This is a genomic window from Arthrobacter sp. zg-Y895, assembly GCF_020731025.1.
GTDB lineage: Bacteria > Actinomycetota > Actinomycetes > Actinomycetales > Micrococcaceae > Arthrobacter_B.
The window spans coordinates 36,121-52,418 of the sequence record NZ_JAJFZY010000008.1; the positions used below are offsets into that span (position 1 = coordinate 36,121).

The 16,298-nt window shown below is 66.5% G+C and carries 17 protein-coding genes and 1 tRNA gene; 8 read left to right on the forward strand and 10 right to left on the reverse strand.

Going from position 1 to position 16,298, the window contains the following annotated elements; all coding sequences use genetic code 11:
• Nucleotides 1-12: 12 nt before the first annotated feature.
• Nucleotides 13-432 (forward strand): DUF3224 domain-containing protein, encoded by a 420-nt coding sequence (locus LJ760_RS13130; protein ID WP_227920992.1) that lies wholly within the window; start codon nucleotides 13-15, stop codon nucleotides 430-432.
• Nucleotides 433-445: 13 nt separating this feature from the next.
• On the opposite strand, the gene LJ760_RS13135 is transcribed toward LJ760_RS13130, so the two are convergent.
• The 5 genes from LJ760_RS13135 to LJ760_RS13155 form a co-directional block, all read right to left on the reverse strand.
• Nucleotides 446-1,183, reverse strand: a complete 738-nt coding sequence (locus LJ760_RS13135) for a M50 family metallopeptidase (protein ID WP_227920994.1) — start codon at nucleotides 1,181-1,183, stop codon at nucleotides 446-448.
• 20 nt (nucleotides 1,184-1,203) lie between these two features.
• Complete coding sequence (locus LJ760_RS13140) at nucleotides 1,204-2,037, reverse strand: anti-sigma factor (RefSeq protein WP_227920996.1); 834 nt, start codon at nucleotides 2,035-2,037, stop codon at nucleotides 1,204-1,206.
• Entirely contained in the window at nucleotides 2,018-2,590 is a 573-nt protein-coding gene (locus LJ760_RS13145; RefSeq protein WP_227920999.1) for an RNA polymerase sigma factor, read from the reverse strand. Before LJ760_RS13145 ends, LJ760_RS13140 begins: the two co-directional genes overlap by 20 nt.
• 62 nt (nucleotides 2,591-2,652) lie before the next feature.
• Nucleotides 2,653-3,333, reverse strand: a complete 681-nt coding sequence (locus tag LJ760_RS13150; protein ID WP_227921001.1) for a class F sortase — start codon at nucleotides 3,331-3,333, stop codon at nucleotides 2,653-2,655.
• 87 nt (nucleotides 3,334-3,420) lie between these two features.
• The gene (locus LJ760_RS13155; protein ID WP_227921003.1) at nucleotides 3,421-4,248 is read right to left on the reverse strand and encodes a DUF4397 domain-containing protein; all 828 of its coding nucleotides are present in this window, start codon (nucleotides 4,246-4,248) and stop codon (nucleotides 3,421-3,423) included.
• A gap of 282 nt (nucleotides 4,249-4,530) precedes the next feature.
• Between LJ760_RS13155 and LJ760_RS13160 the strand changes: the two genes are divergently transcribed.
• From LJ760_RS13160 to ettA, 5 genes are all read left to right on the forward strand, one after another.
• Nucleotides 4,531-4,603 (forward strand) — tRNA-Arg (locus LJ760_RS13160).
• Between the two features lie 194 nt (nucleotides 4,604-4,797).
• Nucleotides 4,798-5,880: an alpha/beta hydrolase gene (locus tag LJ760_RS13165; RefSeq protein WP_227921006.1), complete on the forward strand. Its 1,083-nt coding sequence runs from the start codon at nucleotides 4,798-4,800 to the stop codon at nucleotides 5,878-5,880.
• A 195-nt stretch (nucleotides 5,881-6,075) separates the two neighbouring features.
• A complete protein-coding gene (gene ssb, locus LJ760_RS13170; RefSeq protein WP_227921008.1) occupies nucleotides 6,076-6,672 on the forward strand; it encodes a single-stranded DNA-binding protein in 597 nt (198 codons plus the stop codon).
• A 64-nt stretch (nucleotides 6,673-6,736) separates the two neighbouring features.
• Complete coding sequence (locus LJ760_RS13175; protein ID WP_227921011.1) at nucleotides 6,737-7,195, forward strand: DUF6993 domain-containing protein; 459 nt, start codon at nucleotides 6,737-6,739, stop codon at nucleotides 7,193-7,195.
• 801 nt (nucleotides 7,196-7,996) lie between these two features.
• Nucleotides 7,997-9,679, forward strand: coding sequence for an energy-dependent translational throttle protein EttA (gene ettA / locus LJ760_RS13180; protein WP_227921013.1), 1,683 nt, complete (start codon nucleotides 7,997-7,999; stop codon nucleotides 9,677-9,679).
• Nucleotides 9,680-9,757: 78 nt separating this feature from the next.
• On the opposite strand, the gene LJ760_RS13185 is transcribed toward ettA, so the two are convergent.
• On the reverse strand, nucleotides 9,758-10,642 hold the full coding sequence (locus LJ760_RS13185; protein ID WP_227921016.1) for an acyl-CoA thioesterase: 885 nt from the start codon (nucleotides 10,640-10,642) through the stop codon (nucleotides 9,758-9,760).
• Nucleotides 10,643-10,789: 147 nt separating this feature from the next.
• Here LJ760_RS13185 and LJ760_RS13190 point away from each other — a divergent pair, with 147 nt between their 5' ends.
• A complete protein-coding gene (locus LJ760_RS13190) occupies nucleotides 10,790-11,263 on the forward strand; it encodes an acyl-CoA thioesterase (protein ID WP_227921018.1) in 474 nt (157 codons plus the stop codon).
• Entirely contained in the window at nucleotides 11,263-11,925 is a 663-nt protein-coding gene (locus LJ760_RS13195; RefSeq protein WP_227921029.1) for a hypothetical protein, read from the forward strand. The genes LJ760_RS13190 and LJ760_RS13195 overlap by 1 nt, the downstream gene beginning before the upstream one ends.
• An 18-nt stretch (nucleotides 11,926-11,943) precedes the next feature.
• On the opposite strand, the gene LJ760_RS13200 is transcribed toward LJ760_RS13195, so the two are convergent.
• From LJ760_RS13200 to pepN, 4 genes are read right to left on the reverse strand one after another with little or no spacing between them, the layout of a single operon-like run.
• Nucleotides 11,944-12,429, reverse strand: a complete 486-nt coding sequence (locus LJ760_RS13200) for a globin (protein ID WP_227921032.1) — start codon at nucleotides 12,427-12,429, stop codon at nucleotides 11,944-11,946.
• Nucleotides 12,422-13,090 carry a mechanosensitive ion channel family protein gene (locus LJ760_RS13205; protein ID WP_227921034.1) on the reverse strand — a complete coding sequence of 223 codons (669 nt, stop codon included), beginning with the start codon at nucleotides 13,088-13,090 and terminating at the stop codon, nucleotides 12,422-12,424. The genes LJ760_RS13200 and LJ760_RS13205 overlap by 8 nt, the downstream gene beginning before the upstream one ends.
• 49 nt (nucleotides 13,091-13,139) lie before the next feature.
• Nucleotides 13,140-13,658: an OsmC family protein gene (locus LJ760_RS13210; RefSeq protein WP_227921036.1), complete on the reverse strand. Its 519-nt coding sequence runs from the start codon at nucleotides 13,656-13,658 to the stop codon at nucleotides 13,140-13,142.
• 58 nt (nucleotides 13,659-13,716) lie between these two features.
• Nucleotides 13,717-16,269 (reverse strand): aminopeptidase N, encoded by a 2,553-nt coding sequence (gene pepN, locus LJ760_RS13215; RefSeq protein ID WP_227921038.1) that lies wholly within the window; start codon nucleotides 16,267-16,269, stop codon nucleotides 13,717-13,719.
• Nucleotides 16,270-16,298: the final 29 nt, after the last annotated feature.

Sequence of the window (16,298 nt, forward strand, 5' to 3'; positions counted from 1 at the left end):
GATACTGGAGTAATGACCGACCTAACTGAAGAAGTGATTGTGGCGGATTTCGACGTTTCGGAGTGGGAACCGACGCCGTACCAGGTGGAAGGAACCAACAGCGAACTCTCCACGGTTCGGGCGGTGAAGATCTACGAGGGTGACATCACCGGGACTTCCGTCGCTGACCTGATTATGGCCGGCAACTCCATGGGAGCCGGCTATGTGGGCTCCGAGGTCTTTGCCGGAACCATAGCGGGACGCTCCGGAACCATGGTCATCCAGCACTGGGGGTTGGCCGAGGGAACTGCGACGGCGAGCTCCGGACATATCATTCCCGGCTCCGGCACCGACGACCTCGCCGGCATCTCCGGCAAGGCCATCTACACGCAGGAAGAAGACGGCCAGCACCGGCTCGAGCTGCGGGTAACCTTCCCGGCTCCCCAGGCCTAGGTCCGCGGGCGGACTAGGCGCCCAGCGCGGCGAACACCGCCGTCGCGAGCGAAGCGGCAATGACGAGGGCGAATCCCGCCAGCCACAGGGCGGCAGGAACCCCGGTACGCCGGAAGAGGATGTAGGCGTCGGAGCTTTCCAGGTTCCGGCGCCGGCGTGTATGTACGCTCAGTACATTGAGCCAGTCCCGGACAGCGCCCACCAGGAGCGCGATACCCGTACACATGGCCACATAGCCCGCCACCGGCGGGGCAGCGAACCAGACCAGCAGCACAGACACGGACGCGCAGCCGAAAGCAATTATGAACCCCTGGCCGTTTCGGATGAACAGCAGGGCAGCAACCAGGACCAGGGCGCTGAGCGACAGTGCCGCACCCGACCAGCCGCCCAGCGCCGCCAGCACCAGGACGGCACCGACCACGGCCGGAACAGGGTAGCCCCAGAAGCCGGCCCAAGCTGCGGGGAAACCGCCCCGCCCCAGGGAACGCATGTCTCCTGAGTGGTCAAAGCGGAGGCGGATGCCCTTCACTACCTGCCCGGTCATCAGCGCCGCGAAGGCATGGCCGAGTTCATGGACAAACGTCACGAATAGCCCGAACCACCGCCACGTTGCCCGGGGAACGCTCAGTAGTGCGGCAGCGGCGGCAATCATCAGCAGCACCCCGGGCCCGGGCTCCACGGCCGGAACGCGGTCGAAGCCAGCCAGGACCCGCGACCACCACTCGGCGGCCACGCCCAGAGACTCATCCACGGACGGCCGCCAGTGCGGGCTTAGAGCTCGAGGACTCCGCGCAGGATGGAATCGCCGGAATGGGTGGGATTGCCGTCAAAGGGCTCGTCCGAGATATCAACAATTGGGTACTCATCGAGGTCAAGGTTAGCCGGGATGGTGAACCGGCCTTCCGTGCCCTCCATCGTCCCGAGGCTGACCATGCGCTGAACATCAGGGGCGATCAGCCAGACTTCGCGGAAGCCCTGGGCATCGGATCCGCTCGCCGTGACTACCAGCTCGCGTCCGCCGTCGGAACGCTGGTCCACCTCGGCCCGGCCCGTTTCCGAATAGGCAGGCAAGGGGGCCAGCTCCACCGCGGCAATAACTTCGCTGCGGTCCGCCAGGATCCGGGAGATGCCCCAGGTGCCTGCGGCTGCCAGCACCACGGCGGCCGCGGCGGCACCGAGGACCTGCGGGAGCCGACGTCGTTCGCGGCGCTTCCGGGCGGCGTCCAGCGGAACCGGCGTCGCCCCTGCCGGGGACGACTGCACGGGCGCCGGAGACGGCGCCGATCCGGCCTCCACGTTCTGCTCGGGCGGAGACGATGCCTGCGCAGCCTCAGGGGACGGAGTCGCGTCAAAGGTAGGGGCGTCAAAGGGATCGGCGCGCACGGCATCCCCGAGTCCCAGCCGGGCGTGGATGGAGTCCCAGACCGACGACGGCGGCCGGGGGAGCCCCTCGGGAACTGACGTGGTCCTTCCGGCGGTCACGACGCGCTGCAGTGCGGTGACCTCGGCGGTGCACTCGGCGCAGTTGCCGAGGTGCGCCGTGTCCTGTGGACCGGCCTCGCCCAGGGCGCACAGGGCCAGCGCTTCAGGTGGCAGATGCTGCATCGCTGACCTCCAATCGCTGCCGGAGTTGGACAAGGCTTCTTCGAATATGGCTCTTTACGGTACCCAACGGGAGTTTCAGTGTTTCCGATATCTGCTGATGTGTCAGGTCTTCATGAAAGGCCAGGCGGAGGATGGAACCCTGGGGTTCCCCGAGCCTGGCCAGCTCGGCATCCAGCACCACGCGGTCTGCCACGCCGTCGGGATCAGGACCGGCGGGCGGAACCGGATTCCTGCCGGACTCCGGAGCCTCCATCAGGGTCTCCGAAGAACGGCCCCGGGCAGTGGCCATACCGGCTGCCACGTTCCGTCCGATCCCTACCAGCCAGGCGGCGAGGGTGGAGCGGTCAGGTGCGTAGCTGTCCCGGTATTTCCAGGCCCGGATGAACACTTCCTGCACGGCGTCGTCGGCTGAGCCCTGATCGAGCAGCTTGCGCAGCGCCAGCGCGCGGATCAGGGGCGAGAACCGGCGGTAGGCCTCCGCCAGCGCCGCTTCGTCCCCTGCCGCAAAGGCATGGTCCATCGCGGCGTCGCGATCTGGGGCGCCCGTGGGCATCAGTGCCGTTCTCCTGCCGTGCGGGGCTGCGTCCGGTATCCGGCAGCTCTCTGAGGTAGCCACTATGGTACGGGTACGGCGGTGAGCACAACGTTGTCTTCATAGTCACCTACCGAGTCCAGCCATCTACCGCCGCACGTTACCAGTTCCAGCCGCGGCGCACCGTCACGGTCGAAGAGATTAAATTCGTCGAGTGATGCCTTGGGAATGTTCTGCACCTTTTCGGTGGTGTACTTCACGACGGTTCCGTCACTGCGGGTCACGGTCACGGGGGTGCCGGCAGGGACATCATCCAAGCCCGCGATGGGAAGTTCCTCGGTGCGTGAGTCCACATGGGCGGCCAGCACCGCTGCTCCGCGGGAGGATCCGGGTGCGGGTCCGTAGCGGTACCAGCCGGCCTGGTAATGGTTGTCCGGCAGCGTCATGGCGCCGTTCGCTTCCTGCCCCACCGGGATCACGTCCAGCTCGATGCCGGTTCCCTCCACGCTGACCCGCACGGGTTCGGGAACAACTTCCGCCGGGGTAGGTACGGCGGGCCGAACGGGTATGTCAGTGGCGGGAACGGTTGGTGCCGCCGTCGACGTCGGCGCGGGCGCCGTCGTCGACGCTGGTGCGGGTGCCGTCGAAACCGAATCCGCCGGGGAAGCGGTCTCGGGGGCGCCGCTGCAGGCCGCAGTACCGGCCAGGACGCCGGCGGAGAGGCAGGCCGCTGCGGCGAATCGTCGCAGGGGGACAACGGTCATGGATGGACCTCCGGAAAAGGGTGGCCCCGGTGCTGCGGCGCGGAAAGGGGGTGCGCCGCAGCATCGGGGGGATCGGGCGGGTGCTGCTTAGCTGTCGCTGACCGTGGCACGGCGGCGCAGCAGGGCGGCACCCAGGGTGAGCAGCGCGACGCCGCCGACAGCGGCAGCCGCCGTCAGCGTCTGGTCATCCCCGGACTGGGCAACCTGCTCCATGGCACCCGGAACAGCCTGCGGTGCGGAGTGCAGCCCCTCGATGGTCTGGGTGGCGAGGGCCAGGTTCCCTGCTTCAAGCGAACCCCACGCATAGACAATCGTGTTCGTGCCTTCGGCCAGGGCCAGATCCGCCGGACCGATCACCGGAGTGGTGGTGCCGGCTGCAGCGACCGAAGCGGAAACCGTTCCGGCATCCACGGTCAGCGCCTTCTCATTGGGGTTGGTGAGGCCCTCGATTACCGGTGTGCCGCCGGCCAGGACGTCGACGGCCGGTGCGGCGGCCACGTGGCGGACGGTCAGGCGTGATTTGCCTGCGTCGACGGCGGATGTGTCATTGGTGAACAGGTTTGCCGTCGGGTTGCCCGAGGCATCGAGGTTGGCGGTGGCAGTGTAGTTGCCTCCAGCTGCCAGGTCTGCAGAGACCGGGCCGATGATCGGGGCGGAGGCGTCGGCGGCGTCGGCGGCCGTGATGGCCAGCTGGTAGTTGCCGCCCGGCAGCTCCAGCGGCCCGGCAAGATCGCCGGGCATGAAGTCATCCAGGGTAAGCGTGCCGTTGACGTAGACGTCCACGGGAGTGTCCGGGACGCCGTGCAGTACCGACAGTTTTGCCGTGTCGGAATCAGCAGCGGATGCCGGTACAGCCGAGAAGGCTGCGGCGGCACCCAGTCCGAGGGTCGCGAGAGCGGTAGCGGTCTTGCGCATGGTCTGAGCTCCTTGATCTGCCGCACCTTTCGGGTACGGGTTCCGTGACTTACACCCCTACTACTTCCGCAGGGACCGTCGTGGATGCAGAACCGGAGATATTTTCCGCAAAAGTTTTTCCAAGGAGCCAAGCCCTGCTTCGACGGGCGAAGCCCGGTACTTCGACGAGCCAAGCCCGGGACGGTGGCGGCGGGTGTGGCAGGGAACGGACGCGCGCAGAAGTGCCGTGCGGGAACGGTCCCGGACGGGAGCCTGCGGCGTCCGTAGTATCATCGTGTGGTTGCCCCCGTAGCTCAATGGATAGAGCAACGGCCTTCTAATCCGTAGGTTGCGCGTTCGAGTCGCGCCGGGGGCACTCAGCAGGATCTGGCGCAGCGCCTTCGACGGTGGCGTAGGCTTCGCGGGGTACGCCCGCTCTCCCAAGGAGCCGCAGTGCCCGCCGGTTACCTCATCACCCTTCTATTGCTTGGAGTGAGTACCTGCTGCGCGCTTTGGCCGCCCGGCGCGGCCAGTCCACGTAAACGTACCTCTATCCGGTCCCGTTGGTCCGTGGCGGCCTACCTCATCGGCATGACCTTCAACGAGGCTCCGCTGTTTCCGCTGCTGCTGGGCGTGGCCGCAACTGCCTTTGCCGTTGGAGAAGGGGACGTCTCTCCGCCGCTGGCGACGGCCGCTGTGGGAGGCATGGCAGTTGTTGGAGCCGGGCTCGTGTGGGTGGCAGTGCGCGCGGTGCGGAGCCGCGGCGTTCCTATGGCGGCCCTGGATGCCTGTCTCGGTGGCGGCTGGCGCCCCGCCCTGCGAGGGGAGGCTTCCGCCGGGGCTGGACGCGGCACCGTCGTGGCCGGGCTTTTCCTGCCCTTCAGGCGCCGCTGCCGGGACGTGCAGCGGGTCAGGGGACTGCGGTACGGAGACTTGGGCCGGGAAAACACCCTTGACCTGTATCTGCCGCGGGGGAGACCGGCCAGGGGTCCCGTGTTTGTGCACTTTCACGGCGGACGTTTCGTCTCCGGGGCCAAGAACCGGGAATCGTTGTATCTGTTGCACCGGCTGGCATCCCACGGGTGGACCTGCGTTAGCGCCAACTACCGTTTGGCTCCGGCTGCGCGGTTTCCCGACTACGTGGTGGATGCCAAGCGGGTCCTCTCATGGGTCACGACGAACGGAGCCGCCTATGGCGCAGGTACGGGACCGGTGGTCGTGGCGGGAAACTCGGCCGGTGCATTCCTGGCGGCATTCACCGCGTTGACGCCCGGCCGGACGGAGCTGCAGCCCGGATTCGAGGATGCCGATACTACGGTGGCAGGGGCTGTCTGCCTCTACGGCTATTACGGCAGGGTGCAGGGCACCAACCCGGACAGCACGCCGGCAGCCTATGCCAACCCCGCCGCCCCGCCTTTCCTGCTCCTCCACGGTGACAGTGACAGCGTGGTGTCCGTTGACCACGGACGGGACTTTGCGCAGACCCTTGCCGGGATCTCCCGGCAGCCGGTGGTGTGGTGCAGGCTGCCCGGTGCACAGCATTCCTTTGACTACTTTGCATCTGTGCGTTCCCGTTTCGCGGCCGAGGCCATCGAAGGATTCGCAGATTGGGCCCAGGCGAGGAAAGTGCAGGGCACACGGTCCGGGGACTGACAGCTCTTCCTCCACAGGACAGGCAGCGCCCTTTCCCGCCTCTCATGGTCCACACTCCGGCCCTTCCCAAGGGCACGGGCACACCCATCGGTGAAGACTCGCACGCACCGGTGGACCAGCCGGAACGCATGCGGGCGACACTGCGCATCGCCAAAAGGCGCAGGCGCCGCGGTACCGAACCGAAGGCAGGAAAACATGAGTGACACCATTACGCTCCGGGGCTACGTTGCCACCGACCTCCGCCAGAACACCACTGACAACGGACTCGCGGTGGCGAGCTTTCGAATGTGCACCACGGAGCGCCGGTATGACCGTGACACCGGGGGATGGCAGGACGGACAGACAAACTGGTACGCCGTCAGCCTGTTCCGCCAGCTGGCCACCAACGCCGCGTTCAGTATCCACAAGGGGGACCGGGTAGTAGTGACCGGCCGGCTGCGCCTGCGGCAGTGGGTCACGGAGGACGGTCGCAGCGGCACCAGCGCCGACATCGACGCCGACACCGTGGGCCATGACCTGATGTGGGGGACCGCCAGCTTCCGCCGCACCACGTCCGCAGGCAGCGACGCATCCGGTGTCGGCGGCGGTGCCGACACCGGGATGGCCGGCGGGGCAGGAGACGACGCCGGGGCCGGGTCTCACGAGGATCTTGAGTCCGAGGAGTCCCTGGGCCGGATTGATGCGTTGACCGGCGAGCTTCTTGATGCCGTCGCCGGGGACAGCCTGACCGCGGAGGACGAACAGGCGGAAACCACGAAGGCTGCCCGTCAAGGAGTCGCCGCGCCGTATTGAGAGCGCACCCCAAATACCGGGAGACTTTTTGTCCACGCAGCGTCATACGTGGCACAATCGCCGGATGAACCCCCGCCGCAGAGCCCGACCGACCACTCCCGCCGCTGGCATGGCGGCCGGGTTCCTGGCGCTCGCGGTCGGGCTTTCCGGCTGCGGATGGCAGGGGGAAAGCGCCGAGGAACCTGCGCCGGCGGGATCGGCCGCGACGGGATCGGCCTCGACGGAGACTCCCTCGCCCCATGCCGCGATCACCGAAGCACTGGAATCCGAGTTGGGAAAGCTGGCTGATTCGAATTCGCTGCCCAACGGTGAAGCAGTGGCTGCGGCGTTTACCGCGGCCGGCTTCCCCGCGGGATCGGTGGAAGTCTCGGCGGACAGCACGCCGACCGGCCTGGAAGTCGACTCGATCCAGGCTGCAGCTGTGCAGGACGGGGACTGCATTTTCGGTGAGGTCCGGGACGGGTCGGCCTACGTCACGGTGCTGCCGGTGTTGTCTGACGGTGGATGCTTCGTCGGGAACTGACCGGGAACTGACCGGGAACTGACCGGGGGCGCTGACCGGGAGCTGACCCGGGGCGCTGACCGGGAAGTGACCGGGAGTCGACCGGGAGCTGACCGGGGGAACCAGCGCCTGTAGACACCGGCACAGAGGCGCATCAGCTGACCGGACAGGTAGGGCGCCTCGGTTGGGGAAGTCCTTCGGTTTGTCGCGATCCCTGCGGTTTGTGACAATTCCTGCTCCGCGCAGTGCAGGATTCCGGACATACTGCGGGGATCCGGACATCTTGCGGGGACAACCTGCAGGATTCCGGACATACTGCGGGGATCTGGACGCATTGCGGGGACAACCTGCAGGATTCCGGACATACTGCGGGGGTCCGGACATCTTGCGGGGACAACCTGCAGGATTCCGGACATACTGCGGGGGTCCGGACATCTTGCGGGGACAACCTGCAGGATTCCGGACATACTGCGGGGATCTGGACGCATTGCGGGGACAACCTGCAGGGAACCGGACATACTGCAGGGGTCCGGACATCTTGCGGGGACAACCTGCAGGATTCCGGACATACTGCGGGGATCTGGACGCATTGCGGGGACAACCTGCAGGGAACCGGACATACTGCAGGGGTCCGGACATCTTGCGGGGACAACCTGCAGGATTCCGGACATACTGCGGGGGTCCGGACGCCTTGCGGGGACAACCTGCAGGGAACCGGACGCCCTGAGTCCCGGTATCCCCGGACGCAGCACGGGGGTAACCGCCCGCGCCCGGAAGCCGGGAAATGGTACATATCGGCGCTGACACATTAGCCTTGTAGATATGGCGGAATTTATCTACACGATGACCAAGGCCCGCAAGGCCGTTGGCGACAAAGTTATCCTCGACGACGTAAGCATGTCCTTCTACCCCGGTGCCAAGATCGGCGTGGTGGGTCCCAACGGTGCGGGTAAGTCCACCATCCTCAAGATCATGGCTGGACTGGACACCCCCTCCAACGGTGAGGCCCGGCTCAGCGCCGGCTACACGGTGGGCATCCTGCTTCAGGAGCCGCCGCTGAATGAGGAAAAGACCGTACTCGGCAACGTCCAGGAGGGCGTCGGCGAGATTTACGGCAAGATCCAGCGGTTCAACGAAATTTCCGAAGAGATGTCGCAGCCGGACGCGGACTTCGACAGCCTGCTTGAGGAAATGGGCAAGCTGCAGGAAGCCATCGACGCCGCCGATGCCTGGGACATTGATTCCCAGCTCGAACAGGCCATGGACGCCCTGCGCTGCCCGCCGCCCGAAGCGGACGTCACCCTCCTCTCCGGCGGTGAGCGCCGCCGCGTGGCGCTGTGCAAGCTGCTGCTGCAGAAGCCGGACCTGCTGCTCCTCGATGAGCCCACCAACCACCTGGACGCCGAGAGCGTGCTCTGGCTTGAGCAGCACCTCTCCGCTTACCACGGTGCCGTCCTGGCCGTGACCCACGACCGGTACTTCCTGGACCACGTGGCCCAGTGGATCGCCGAAGTGGACCGCGGACACCTGTACCCGTACGAGGGCAACTACTCCACGTACCTGGAAAAGAAGCGCGCACGCCTGGAAGTCCAGGGCAAAAAGGACCAGAAGCTGGCCAAGCGCCTCACTGATGAACTGGACTGGGTCCGGTCCAACGCGAAGGGCCGCCAGACGAAGTCCAAGGCCCGTCTGGCCCGCTACGAGGAAATGGCAGCCGAAGCGGACCGCACCCGCAAGCTGGACTTCGAAGAAATCCAGATCCCGCCGGGCCCGCGCCTGGGCTCCCTGGTGCTGGAAGCCAAGGGCCTGCAGAAGGGCTTCGGCGACCGGCAGCTGATCGACGGACTGTCCTTCTCGCTTCCGCGCAACGGCATCGTCGGCGTCATCGGCCCGAACGGCGTGGGTAAGTCCACCCTGTTCAAGACCATCGTCGGCCTGGAAGAGCTCGACGGCGGTGAGCTGAAAATCGGCGACTCCGTGAAGATCTCCTACGTGGACCAGTCCCGCGGCGGCATCGACCCGGAGAAGAGCCTGTGGGAGGTCGTTTCCGAGGGGCACGACTGGATCCAGGTGGGACAGGTGGAAATGCCGTCCCGCGCCTATGTCTCCGCTTTCGGGTTCAAGGGCCCGGACCAGCAGAAGAAGGCCGGCGTCCTTTCCGGTGGTGAGCGCAACCGGCTGAACCTGGCCATGACCCTGAAGCAGGGCGGAAACCTGCTCCTGCTCGATGAGCCCACTAACGACCTGGACGTCGAAACCCTGTCCAGCCTCGAAAACGCGCTGCTCGAATTCCCCGGCTGCGCCGTGGTGGTCTCCCACGACCGGTGGTTCCTGGACCGCGTGGCCACCCACATCCTCGCCTTCGAAGGCACCGAGGAAAACCCGGCGAACTGGTACTGGTTCGAAGGTAACTTCGAGTCCTACGAGCAGAACAAGATCGAACGCCTCGGCCCGGATGCGGCCAAGCCGCACCGTGTGACGCACCGCCGCCTGACCCGCGACTAAGTCCGGCACAGCCAGAGCAAAAAGAGCTCCGCTTCCCTTCGGGGAAGCGGAGCTCTTTTCTTGCGGGGTCAGCAGTGCTTACTGCGGGACGCGGACCATGCCTTCCTGGGCAACAGTGGCGACCAGTTCACCGCTTCGGTTGAAGATCCGTCCGGTGGACAGCCCCCGCGCGGCGGAGGCGCTGGGGGATTCCTGGACATAGAGCAGCCAGTCGTCCACGCGCACCGGCCGGTGCCACCACATGGCGTGGTCCAGGCTGGCGATGCTCATGCCCGGAGTGGTCCAGGCAAGCCCGTGCCCGCGCAGCACCGGTTCCAGCAGGGTGTAGTCGCTGGCATAGGCGAGAGCCGCGCGGTGCAGGTTCTCGCCGTCGGGCATGGGCTTGAAGGTCTTCATCCAGACAGCGTTGTGCGGGGTCTTTTCCCGTCCGGCGCGGACGTAGACCGGATCCATCACGTGGCGGATATCCATGGGGCGCCGGTGGGACCAGGCCTCGGCCACCGGGTGGTCGAAGTCCTTCAGCAGCTCGGCAGTGGTCGGCAGGTCCTCCGGATCGGGGATGCCGGCGGGCATCTCCTCCTGGTGGTCCACTCCCGAATCGGGAACCTGGAAGGAAGCGATCATGGACAGGATCGGCTTGCCGTTCTGGTAGGCGTGGCTGCGCCGAGCGGAGAAGGAACGTCCGTCCCGCAGCCGTTCCACACCGAACGTAATGGGCACCTCGGTGTCGCCGGGGCGGAGGAAGTACCCGTGCATGGAGTGCATGATCCGGTCTTCGGGAACGGTACGGGCGGCAGCAACGAGGGACTGGCCCAGCACCTGTCCGCCGAAGACCCGCTTGCGCGGTTCCGCCTGGGAACCCCCGACAAAAATGTCCTCGTCGGTCTTCGCGCCGCCGGCCCAGCTAAGGTTCAGGAGCTCGAGCAGGGACGCGGTCGGATCGAAGGATTCATCAATGGACATCAGGGACTATCTCCTAGCAGGAAAGGCGGTGCTGCGTGGGGCAGGAACCGTGGAACACTTCTAGCTTAAACGTACCGGCCAGTAACCAGTGCGGCGGCCGGGGCCCTGCGTTTTAGGGCAAACCTCACTCTCTGGGAAGATGGGGGCATGCATCGTTTCCCCGTCCAGCTTCGCTTTGGCGACCAAGATCCCAACGGCCACATCAACAACGTTAGGTTCGTCCAGTTCCTGGAGGAAGCGCGGGTCCAGCTGGGCCTGCTGACGCTTCCGGCCGGTGCGGGCGGACCGGGTAGTTTCCGGGATCTGGCCGGGGACCGGACGGCAACGTATGTGGCCCGGCAGGAAATCGAGTACGTGTCGCCGTTGCTTCACCGGAAGGAACCCGTCTGGGTGGACGTCTGGGTGACCCGTATCGGCTCCAGCAGCCTTGCCTACGGATTCCGTGTGGCGGATGAAGACCCGGAGACGGTGTACGCCTATGCCGAAGCGGCAATGGTGCAGGTCGAGGCTGCCACCGGCAGGCCCACACCGCTCACGGACGAGCAGCGGGAAGTACTCCAGGCGTGGATGGGCGAGCCCGTGCCGTTCCGTGCAGCCGTCCCTGCAGGACAGGGCAACTAATGGACAGCGAACTCCGGCTGGCCGATCCGCAGGTCACCGCCGATCTGCGTAACTTTGTGACCCGTGCCCGGACGGCCGACGACGGCGCGGTCCGCCTGCAGGCGGTGGGCAGTGTCCTGGCCGCCTATGTCTGCGTCCTGCGCCCCCGGATCCTCGGGGAAGACACGCCGACCGTGCTGGGCCTGCGGACCATGCCGCTGGCTGCTCCGGCGGAGGTGGACGCCACGGTCCAACTGTCGGCTGTCGGGGACCGGCTCGCCCGGATGGGAAGTGCAGACACTGTGCTTCCAGTGCCGCCGATGACCGTGCGTGAAACCTGGGCGGGCATCCTGGCACCGCGTTCGGGCTGGCAGCCGGCCGGCAGGGTTCCGGTACAGCTGCTCGAACAGACAGCACACCGGGGAATCCGCGAGGTTGCCGCGATGCTGCCCCAGAGCCCGGGAGCCGCCGTCGTGCACAGCGCCCGGACAAGGGTCTGGGCGCAGCCCATGGGCGGAACCGAAACGCCGGTGCCGGCCGGGGCTGCCTTTGCGGCGCTGTCCCTCGGTTTCCTGCCCGCCGGCGGACCCGAGGTCGACGCCGCCCTGTTCAGCAACGGGCGCTGGCTGCGGCTGAGCACTCCGCTCGGGCATGTCCTGACCCGGTTGCCGGCGGTCCTGTAGGCCTGCCGCGGCGGCGGATCAGGCGGAGTTGACCATGGAGTGGGCGGCCCGCTCCAGATAATCCCAGAGGGTCCCCTCGTGCAGGGGTGAGAGATCGAGGGAGTCGACGGCGGCACGCATGTGCCGCAGCCAGGCGTCCCGCGCGGCGGGAGTGACGATGAAGGGCATGTGCCGCATCCGCAGGCGGGGGTGCCCGCGCTGCTCGCCGTAGGTCTTCGGGCCGCCCCAGTACTGCTCAAGGAACAGGAGGAGGCGCTCCTTGGCCGGCCCGAGGTCTTCCTCGGGATACATCGGCCGCATCAGCGGGTCCTCCGCCACGCCGGCATAGAACACGTCCACGAGTTTCACGAACGTGGGATGCCCGCCCACGGCCTCATAGAAGTTGTCCGTGTACTGCGGTTGATGGAAGGCCTGGGGCTGCTGCGTGGGCTGCTGGGCCGGGCGCAGCGGCAGGGACGCCGCGCTCGGCGGCGCCTCTGCCGGAAGAGGTGTCGGTTCAGTCATTGGCAGCCATGCCGTCTTTGAGCGCGTCCGCCTTTGCCGGTTCCGCCGGTGTTTCGCCCAGGTACGTGCCCTGGGAGCGGTTGCCGATCTTGGCGATCTCGCCGTTGCGGATGTACCAGATGACGCCGCGGTCATCGATGATCCGGGTGATCCGGATGCCCACGGACTGCACCGTTCCGGCGGTGTCGCCGACTTCGATGACGTCGCCGATTCCGTACTGGTCCTCAATGGTGATGAAGAACCCGGCCAGGGCGTCGCGGATGAGTTCGCGCGCGCCGAAACCGAGGGCGATGCCGACAATGCCGACGCTGGCCAGCAGCGGGGCGATGTTGATGCCGACGGCATCCAGCACCATGATGATCGCGACGGTCCAGATGGAAACGTTGACGGCGCTGCGCAGCAGGGCGCCGATGGTGTCTGCGCGCTGGGCGCGGCGTTTTTTGTCCAGGTTGCGCATCACCGGCTGCGCCCACTTGATCTTGGAGGAATGCAGCAGCGAATAGCCCTTCTGGGCCCGCGCCACCAGCCGGTTGATCAGGAAACGCGCGACAAACCAAACGCCGGTAGCGGCCAGGACGATAAAGGCAGCCTCGATCAGGCCGGAAAAGTCAAAATCATTGACGGTCACTGAGGAGAGGTCAATTTCGGAAGCGGAAAGCACGGGTAACTGTTCATCCTTTGTGTAGCCGGACAGTGGTCTGCGGTTAAGGCTACCCGTGCCGGCTGTGGCCGGAGGGCAGCGCCGGCCCGGTCAGCGTCTGGGGTCGGTGCTCCACCGGGAAGTTGACGCTCCGCGCAATGAAGCAGAGGCTGTTCGCCTCGGCGTGCATCGGCCCGGCTGCCAGTTCGACGGCGGCAGGCCCCGCGCCGCCGTCGATAGTCACCTTGGGACGAAGGACAGCTGTTGTGAACTCACCGCTGCCGTCCCTGTTGAGCCGCAGCAGCCCCTCGGGGGAGTCCTCGTAGGCGAGTACCCTGATGCCGTTCCGGACCGCCACGTGCAGGTAGGAAAGCATGTGGCACTGGGCCAGTGCGGCCAGCAGAAGCTGCTCGGGGTTCCAGCGGTCCCGGTCGCCGTGGAAGGTGGGATCCGCCGTTCCGGGCAGGTCCGGCAGTCCGGGGGCGCGGATGATGTGGTCGCGGCCGTAGCCGCGGTAGGAAACGGTCCCGCCGCCGCGGTTTCCCGTCCATTCCAGGTCGAGCGTGTAACGGTGTTCGGAGAGATTCACGCTCTCCAAGCTACCGTCAAAGTCCTTGGATGGAAGGGAAACCGCGGGAGCAAGGCTGTTACCGGTCGGCTTCCTGCGCCTTCAGGGCGCGGACCACGCCGTCGCGGCTTTCCAGGATCAGCCGTCGCAGCGAGGGCGAGTCCTCGCCCAGATCGGCAAGGAAGGCATCGGTGGTGTCCACCGTGTCCTGGCGCGTCAGCCGCGACGGATAGAGGCCGACGGCGATCTGCTGGGCAATCTCATGGGTGCGGCTGGCCCACACGTCGCGGATCGACGCAAAGTACTTCTGTGCGTACGGTTCCAGCAGACCGGTGTCGTGGACCCGCATGAAGCCGGCGATGGCCGAACGCTGCGCGGCATTGGGCATGTCGGAGCGCTCCACGATTGCTTCCCAGGCCGCGGCCTTGGCTTCGGCTGTAGGGATGGCCGCGCGGGCCATGGCCGCGGCCAGGGCACCCGTGGCGGTGGCATCGCGCTCGAGTTCGGCGTCGATGTCGGCTGTGCCCAGCCGGCCACCGGCCACCAGGCCGGTGAGCAGCTCCCAGCGCAGGTCCGCGTCGACAGCCAGCCCCTCAAGGGACTGGTCGCCGGTGAACATGCCTGCCAGCGCGTCCAGCTGCTCGTCGGATGAGGCGTGGGCGGCGAAGGCCTTGACGAACTGCAGCTGTGAATCCGAACCCGGCTCCGCTGCGGAAGCCAGCTCCCAGAGACTCTCGGCAGCGGCAACGGTCATGGGTTCGCGGTCCTGGGGGCTGACGTAGAAGGCCAGGGTGGTGGCCAGCTGGCGCAGCAGCACCTGGACAACGGTCGAGTCGGACTCGGAGGCGATGTTCTGCAGGACCAGTTCCACATAGTTGCGGGCCGGGATCTCCGCGTCCCGCGCCGCGTCCCAGGCGGAGGCCCATACGAGCGTCCGGGGGAGGGAATCGGCAATGTTGCGCAGGCTGCGGGTGGCGGTGTGCTGCGAGGCGGCGTCCAGGCGGATCTTTGCGTAGGCAAGGTCGTCGTCGTTGAGCAGCAGCAGGGCCGGTCGCGGCTGGCCGATGAGTTCGGAAACTTCGGTGCGTTCGCCGTCGACGTCGAGCTCCACGCGGTGCGTGCGCTGCAGTCGGCCGTCCCCGTCCGGGTTGTAGAAGCCGATCGCCAGGCGGTGCGGGCGAAGGGTGGGGTATTCCTCGATAGCGCTCTGGAGCACGGCGAAGGACGTGATGGTGCCGTCCTCATCGGTGTCGAACTCCGGACGCAGGGTGTTTACGCCGGCAGTTTCCAGCCACTTCGCGGACCAGTCGGACAGATCCCGGCCGCTGGCTGTTTCCAGCTCGGACAGCAGATCCGACAGCTCCGTGTTCTGCCAGGAGTGCTTGCCGAAGTACTCGCGCACGCCGGCCATGAACTTGTCCTGTCCGACCCAGGACACCAGCTGCTTGAGGACGGACGCGCCCTTGGCGTAGGTGATGCCGTCGAAGTTGACCTGGACGTCTTCCAGGTCCCGGATTTCGGCGACGATGGGATGCGTGGTGGGCAGCTGGTCCTGGCGGTAGGCCCAGGCCTTTTCCAGCGAGGCGAAGGTGGTCCAGGCCTGCTTGAACTCGGTCGCCTCGGCGGCGGCGAGGGTAGACATGAACTCGGCGAAGGATTCGTTCAGCCACAGGTCGTTCCACCAGCGCATCGTGACCAGGTCGCCGAACCACATGTGCGCCAGTTCGTGCAGGATCGTCACGGCGCGGCGTTCCACGGTGGCTTCGGTGACCCGGGAACGGAAGACGTAGCTCTCGAGGAAGGTCACCGCACCGGCGTTTTCCATGGCCCCGGCGTTGAACTCGGGCACAAAGAGCTGGTCATACTTCTCGAACGGGTACGGCGTACCGAACTGCTCCTCGTAGAAGGCGAAGCCCTGGCGGGTGAGTTCGAAGATGTTCTCCGCGTCCATGAACTGCATCAGGGACCGGCGGGCAAAGACACCGAGGGGGATGGTGCGTCCGTCGGAACTGGTCAGCTCGCTGCGGACGGACTGGTACGGACCGGCGATCAGCGCGGTGATGTACGAGGAGATCCGCGGCGTGGGTTCGAAGGACCAGGTGGAGCGCGGACTGGCGTCGGTCAGGTCGCCGGCGGCAACGGGCTCCGGGGTGGGGGAGTTGGAAATGACGTCCCAGTGCGACGGCGCGGTGACCGTGAAACGGAATGTGGCCTTCAAATCCGGCTGTTCGAAAACGGCGAACATCCGGCGGGAGTCCGGAACCTCGAACTGCGAATAAAGGTAGACCTCGTTGTCCACGGGGTCCACGAAGCGGTGCAGGCCCTCACCGGTGTTCATGTAGCGGGCATCCGCCTCCACCACGAGTTCATTGGACTCGGCGAGGTTCGGCAGGGAGATCCGCACGCCGTCGGACACCTCCGCCGGGTCCAGGGACACGCCGTTCAGCGTGATCCGGTGAACCGTGTCGGTGACCGCGTCGATGAAGGTCGACGTCCCGGGGCGGGCGGAGAACCGGACGACGGTCGTGCTGCCGAACACCGTCTCTCCCCGGGTCAGGTCGAGGTTGACGTCGTAGGACTCGACGTCAAGGAGTTCTGCACGTTCACGGGCTTCGGAGCGCGTGAGATTCATACCTGGCAAGGTAGGGCCTTTCTCAAGGA

Coding starts and splice junctions, on each gene's coding strand:
- LJ760_RS13190 (WP_227921018.1), top strand. CDS start 10,790: ATGCATCGTTTCCCCGTCCAGCTTCGCTTTGGCGACCAAGATCCCAAC.
- LJ760_RS13145 (WP_227920999.1), bottom strand. CDS start 2,590: ATGCCCACGGGCGCCCCAGATCGCGACGCCGCGATGGACCATGCCTTT.
- LJ760_RS13200 (WP_227921032.1), bottom strand. CDS start 12,429: ATGACTGAACCGACACCTCTTCCGGCAGAGGCGCCGCCGAGCGCGGCG.
- LJ760_RS13195 (WP_227921029.1), top strand. CDS start 11,263: ATGGACAGCGAACTCCGGCTGGCCGATCCGCAGGTCACCGCCGATCTG.
- LJ760_RS13175 (WP_227921011.1), top strand. CDS start 6,737: ATGAACCCCCGCCGCAGAGCCCGACCGACCACTCCCGCCGCTGGCATG.
- ssb (WP_227921008.1), top strand. CDS start 6,076: ATGAGTGACACCATTACGCTCCGGGGCTACGTTGCCACCGACCTCCGC.
- LJ760_RS13140 (WP_227920996.1), bottom strand. CDS start 2,037: ATGCAGCATCTGCCACCTGAAGCGCTGGCCCTGTGCGCCCTGGGCGAG.
- LJ760_RS13130 (WP_227920992.1), top strand. CDS start 13: ATGACCGACCTAACTGAAGAAGTGATTGTGGCGGATTTCGACGTTTCG.
- LJ760_RS13150 (WP_227921001.1), bottom strand. CDS start 3,333: ATGACCGTTGTCCCCCTGCGACGATTCGCCGCAGCGGCCTGCCTCTCC.
- LJ760_RS13155 (WP_227921003.1), bottom strand. CDS start 4,248: ATGCGCAAGACCGCTACCGCTCTCGCGACCCTCGGACTGGGTGCCGCC.
- pepN (WP_227921038.1), bottom strand. CDS start 16,269: ATGAATCTCACGCGCTCCGAAGCCCGTGAACGTGCAGAACTCCTTGAC.
- ettA (WP_227921013.1), top strand. CDS start 7,997: ATGGCGGAATTTATCTACACGATGACCAAGGCCCGCAAGGCCGTTGGC.
- LJ760_RS13185 (WP_227921016.1), bottom strand. CDS start 10,642: ATGTCCATTGATGAATCCTTCGATCCGACCGCGTCCCTGCTCGAGCTC.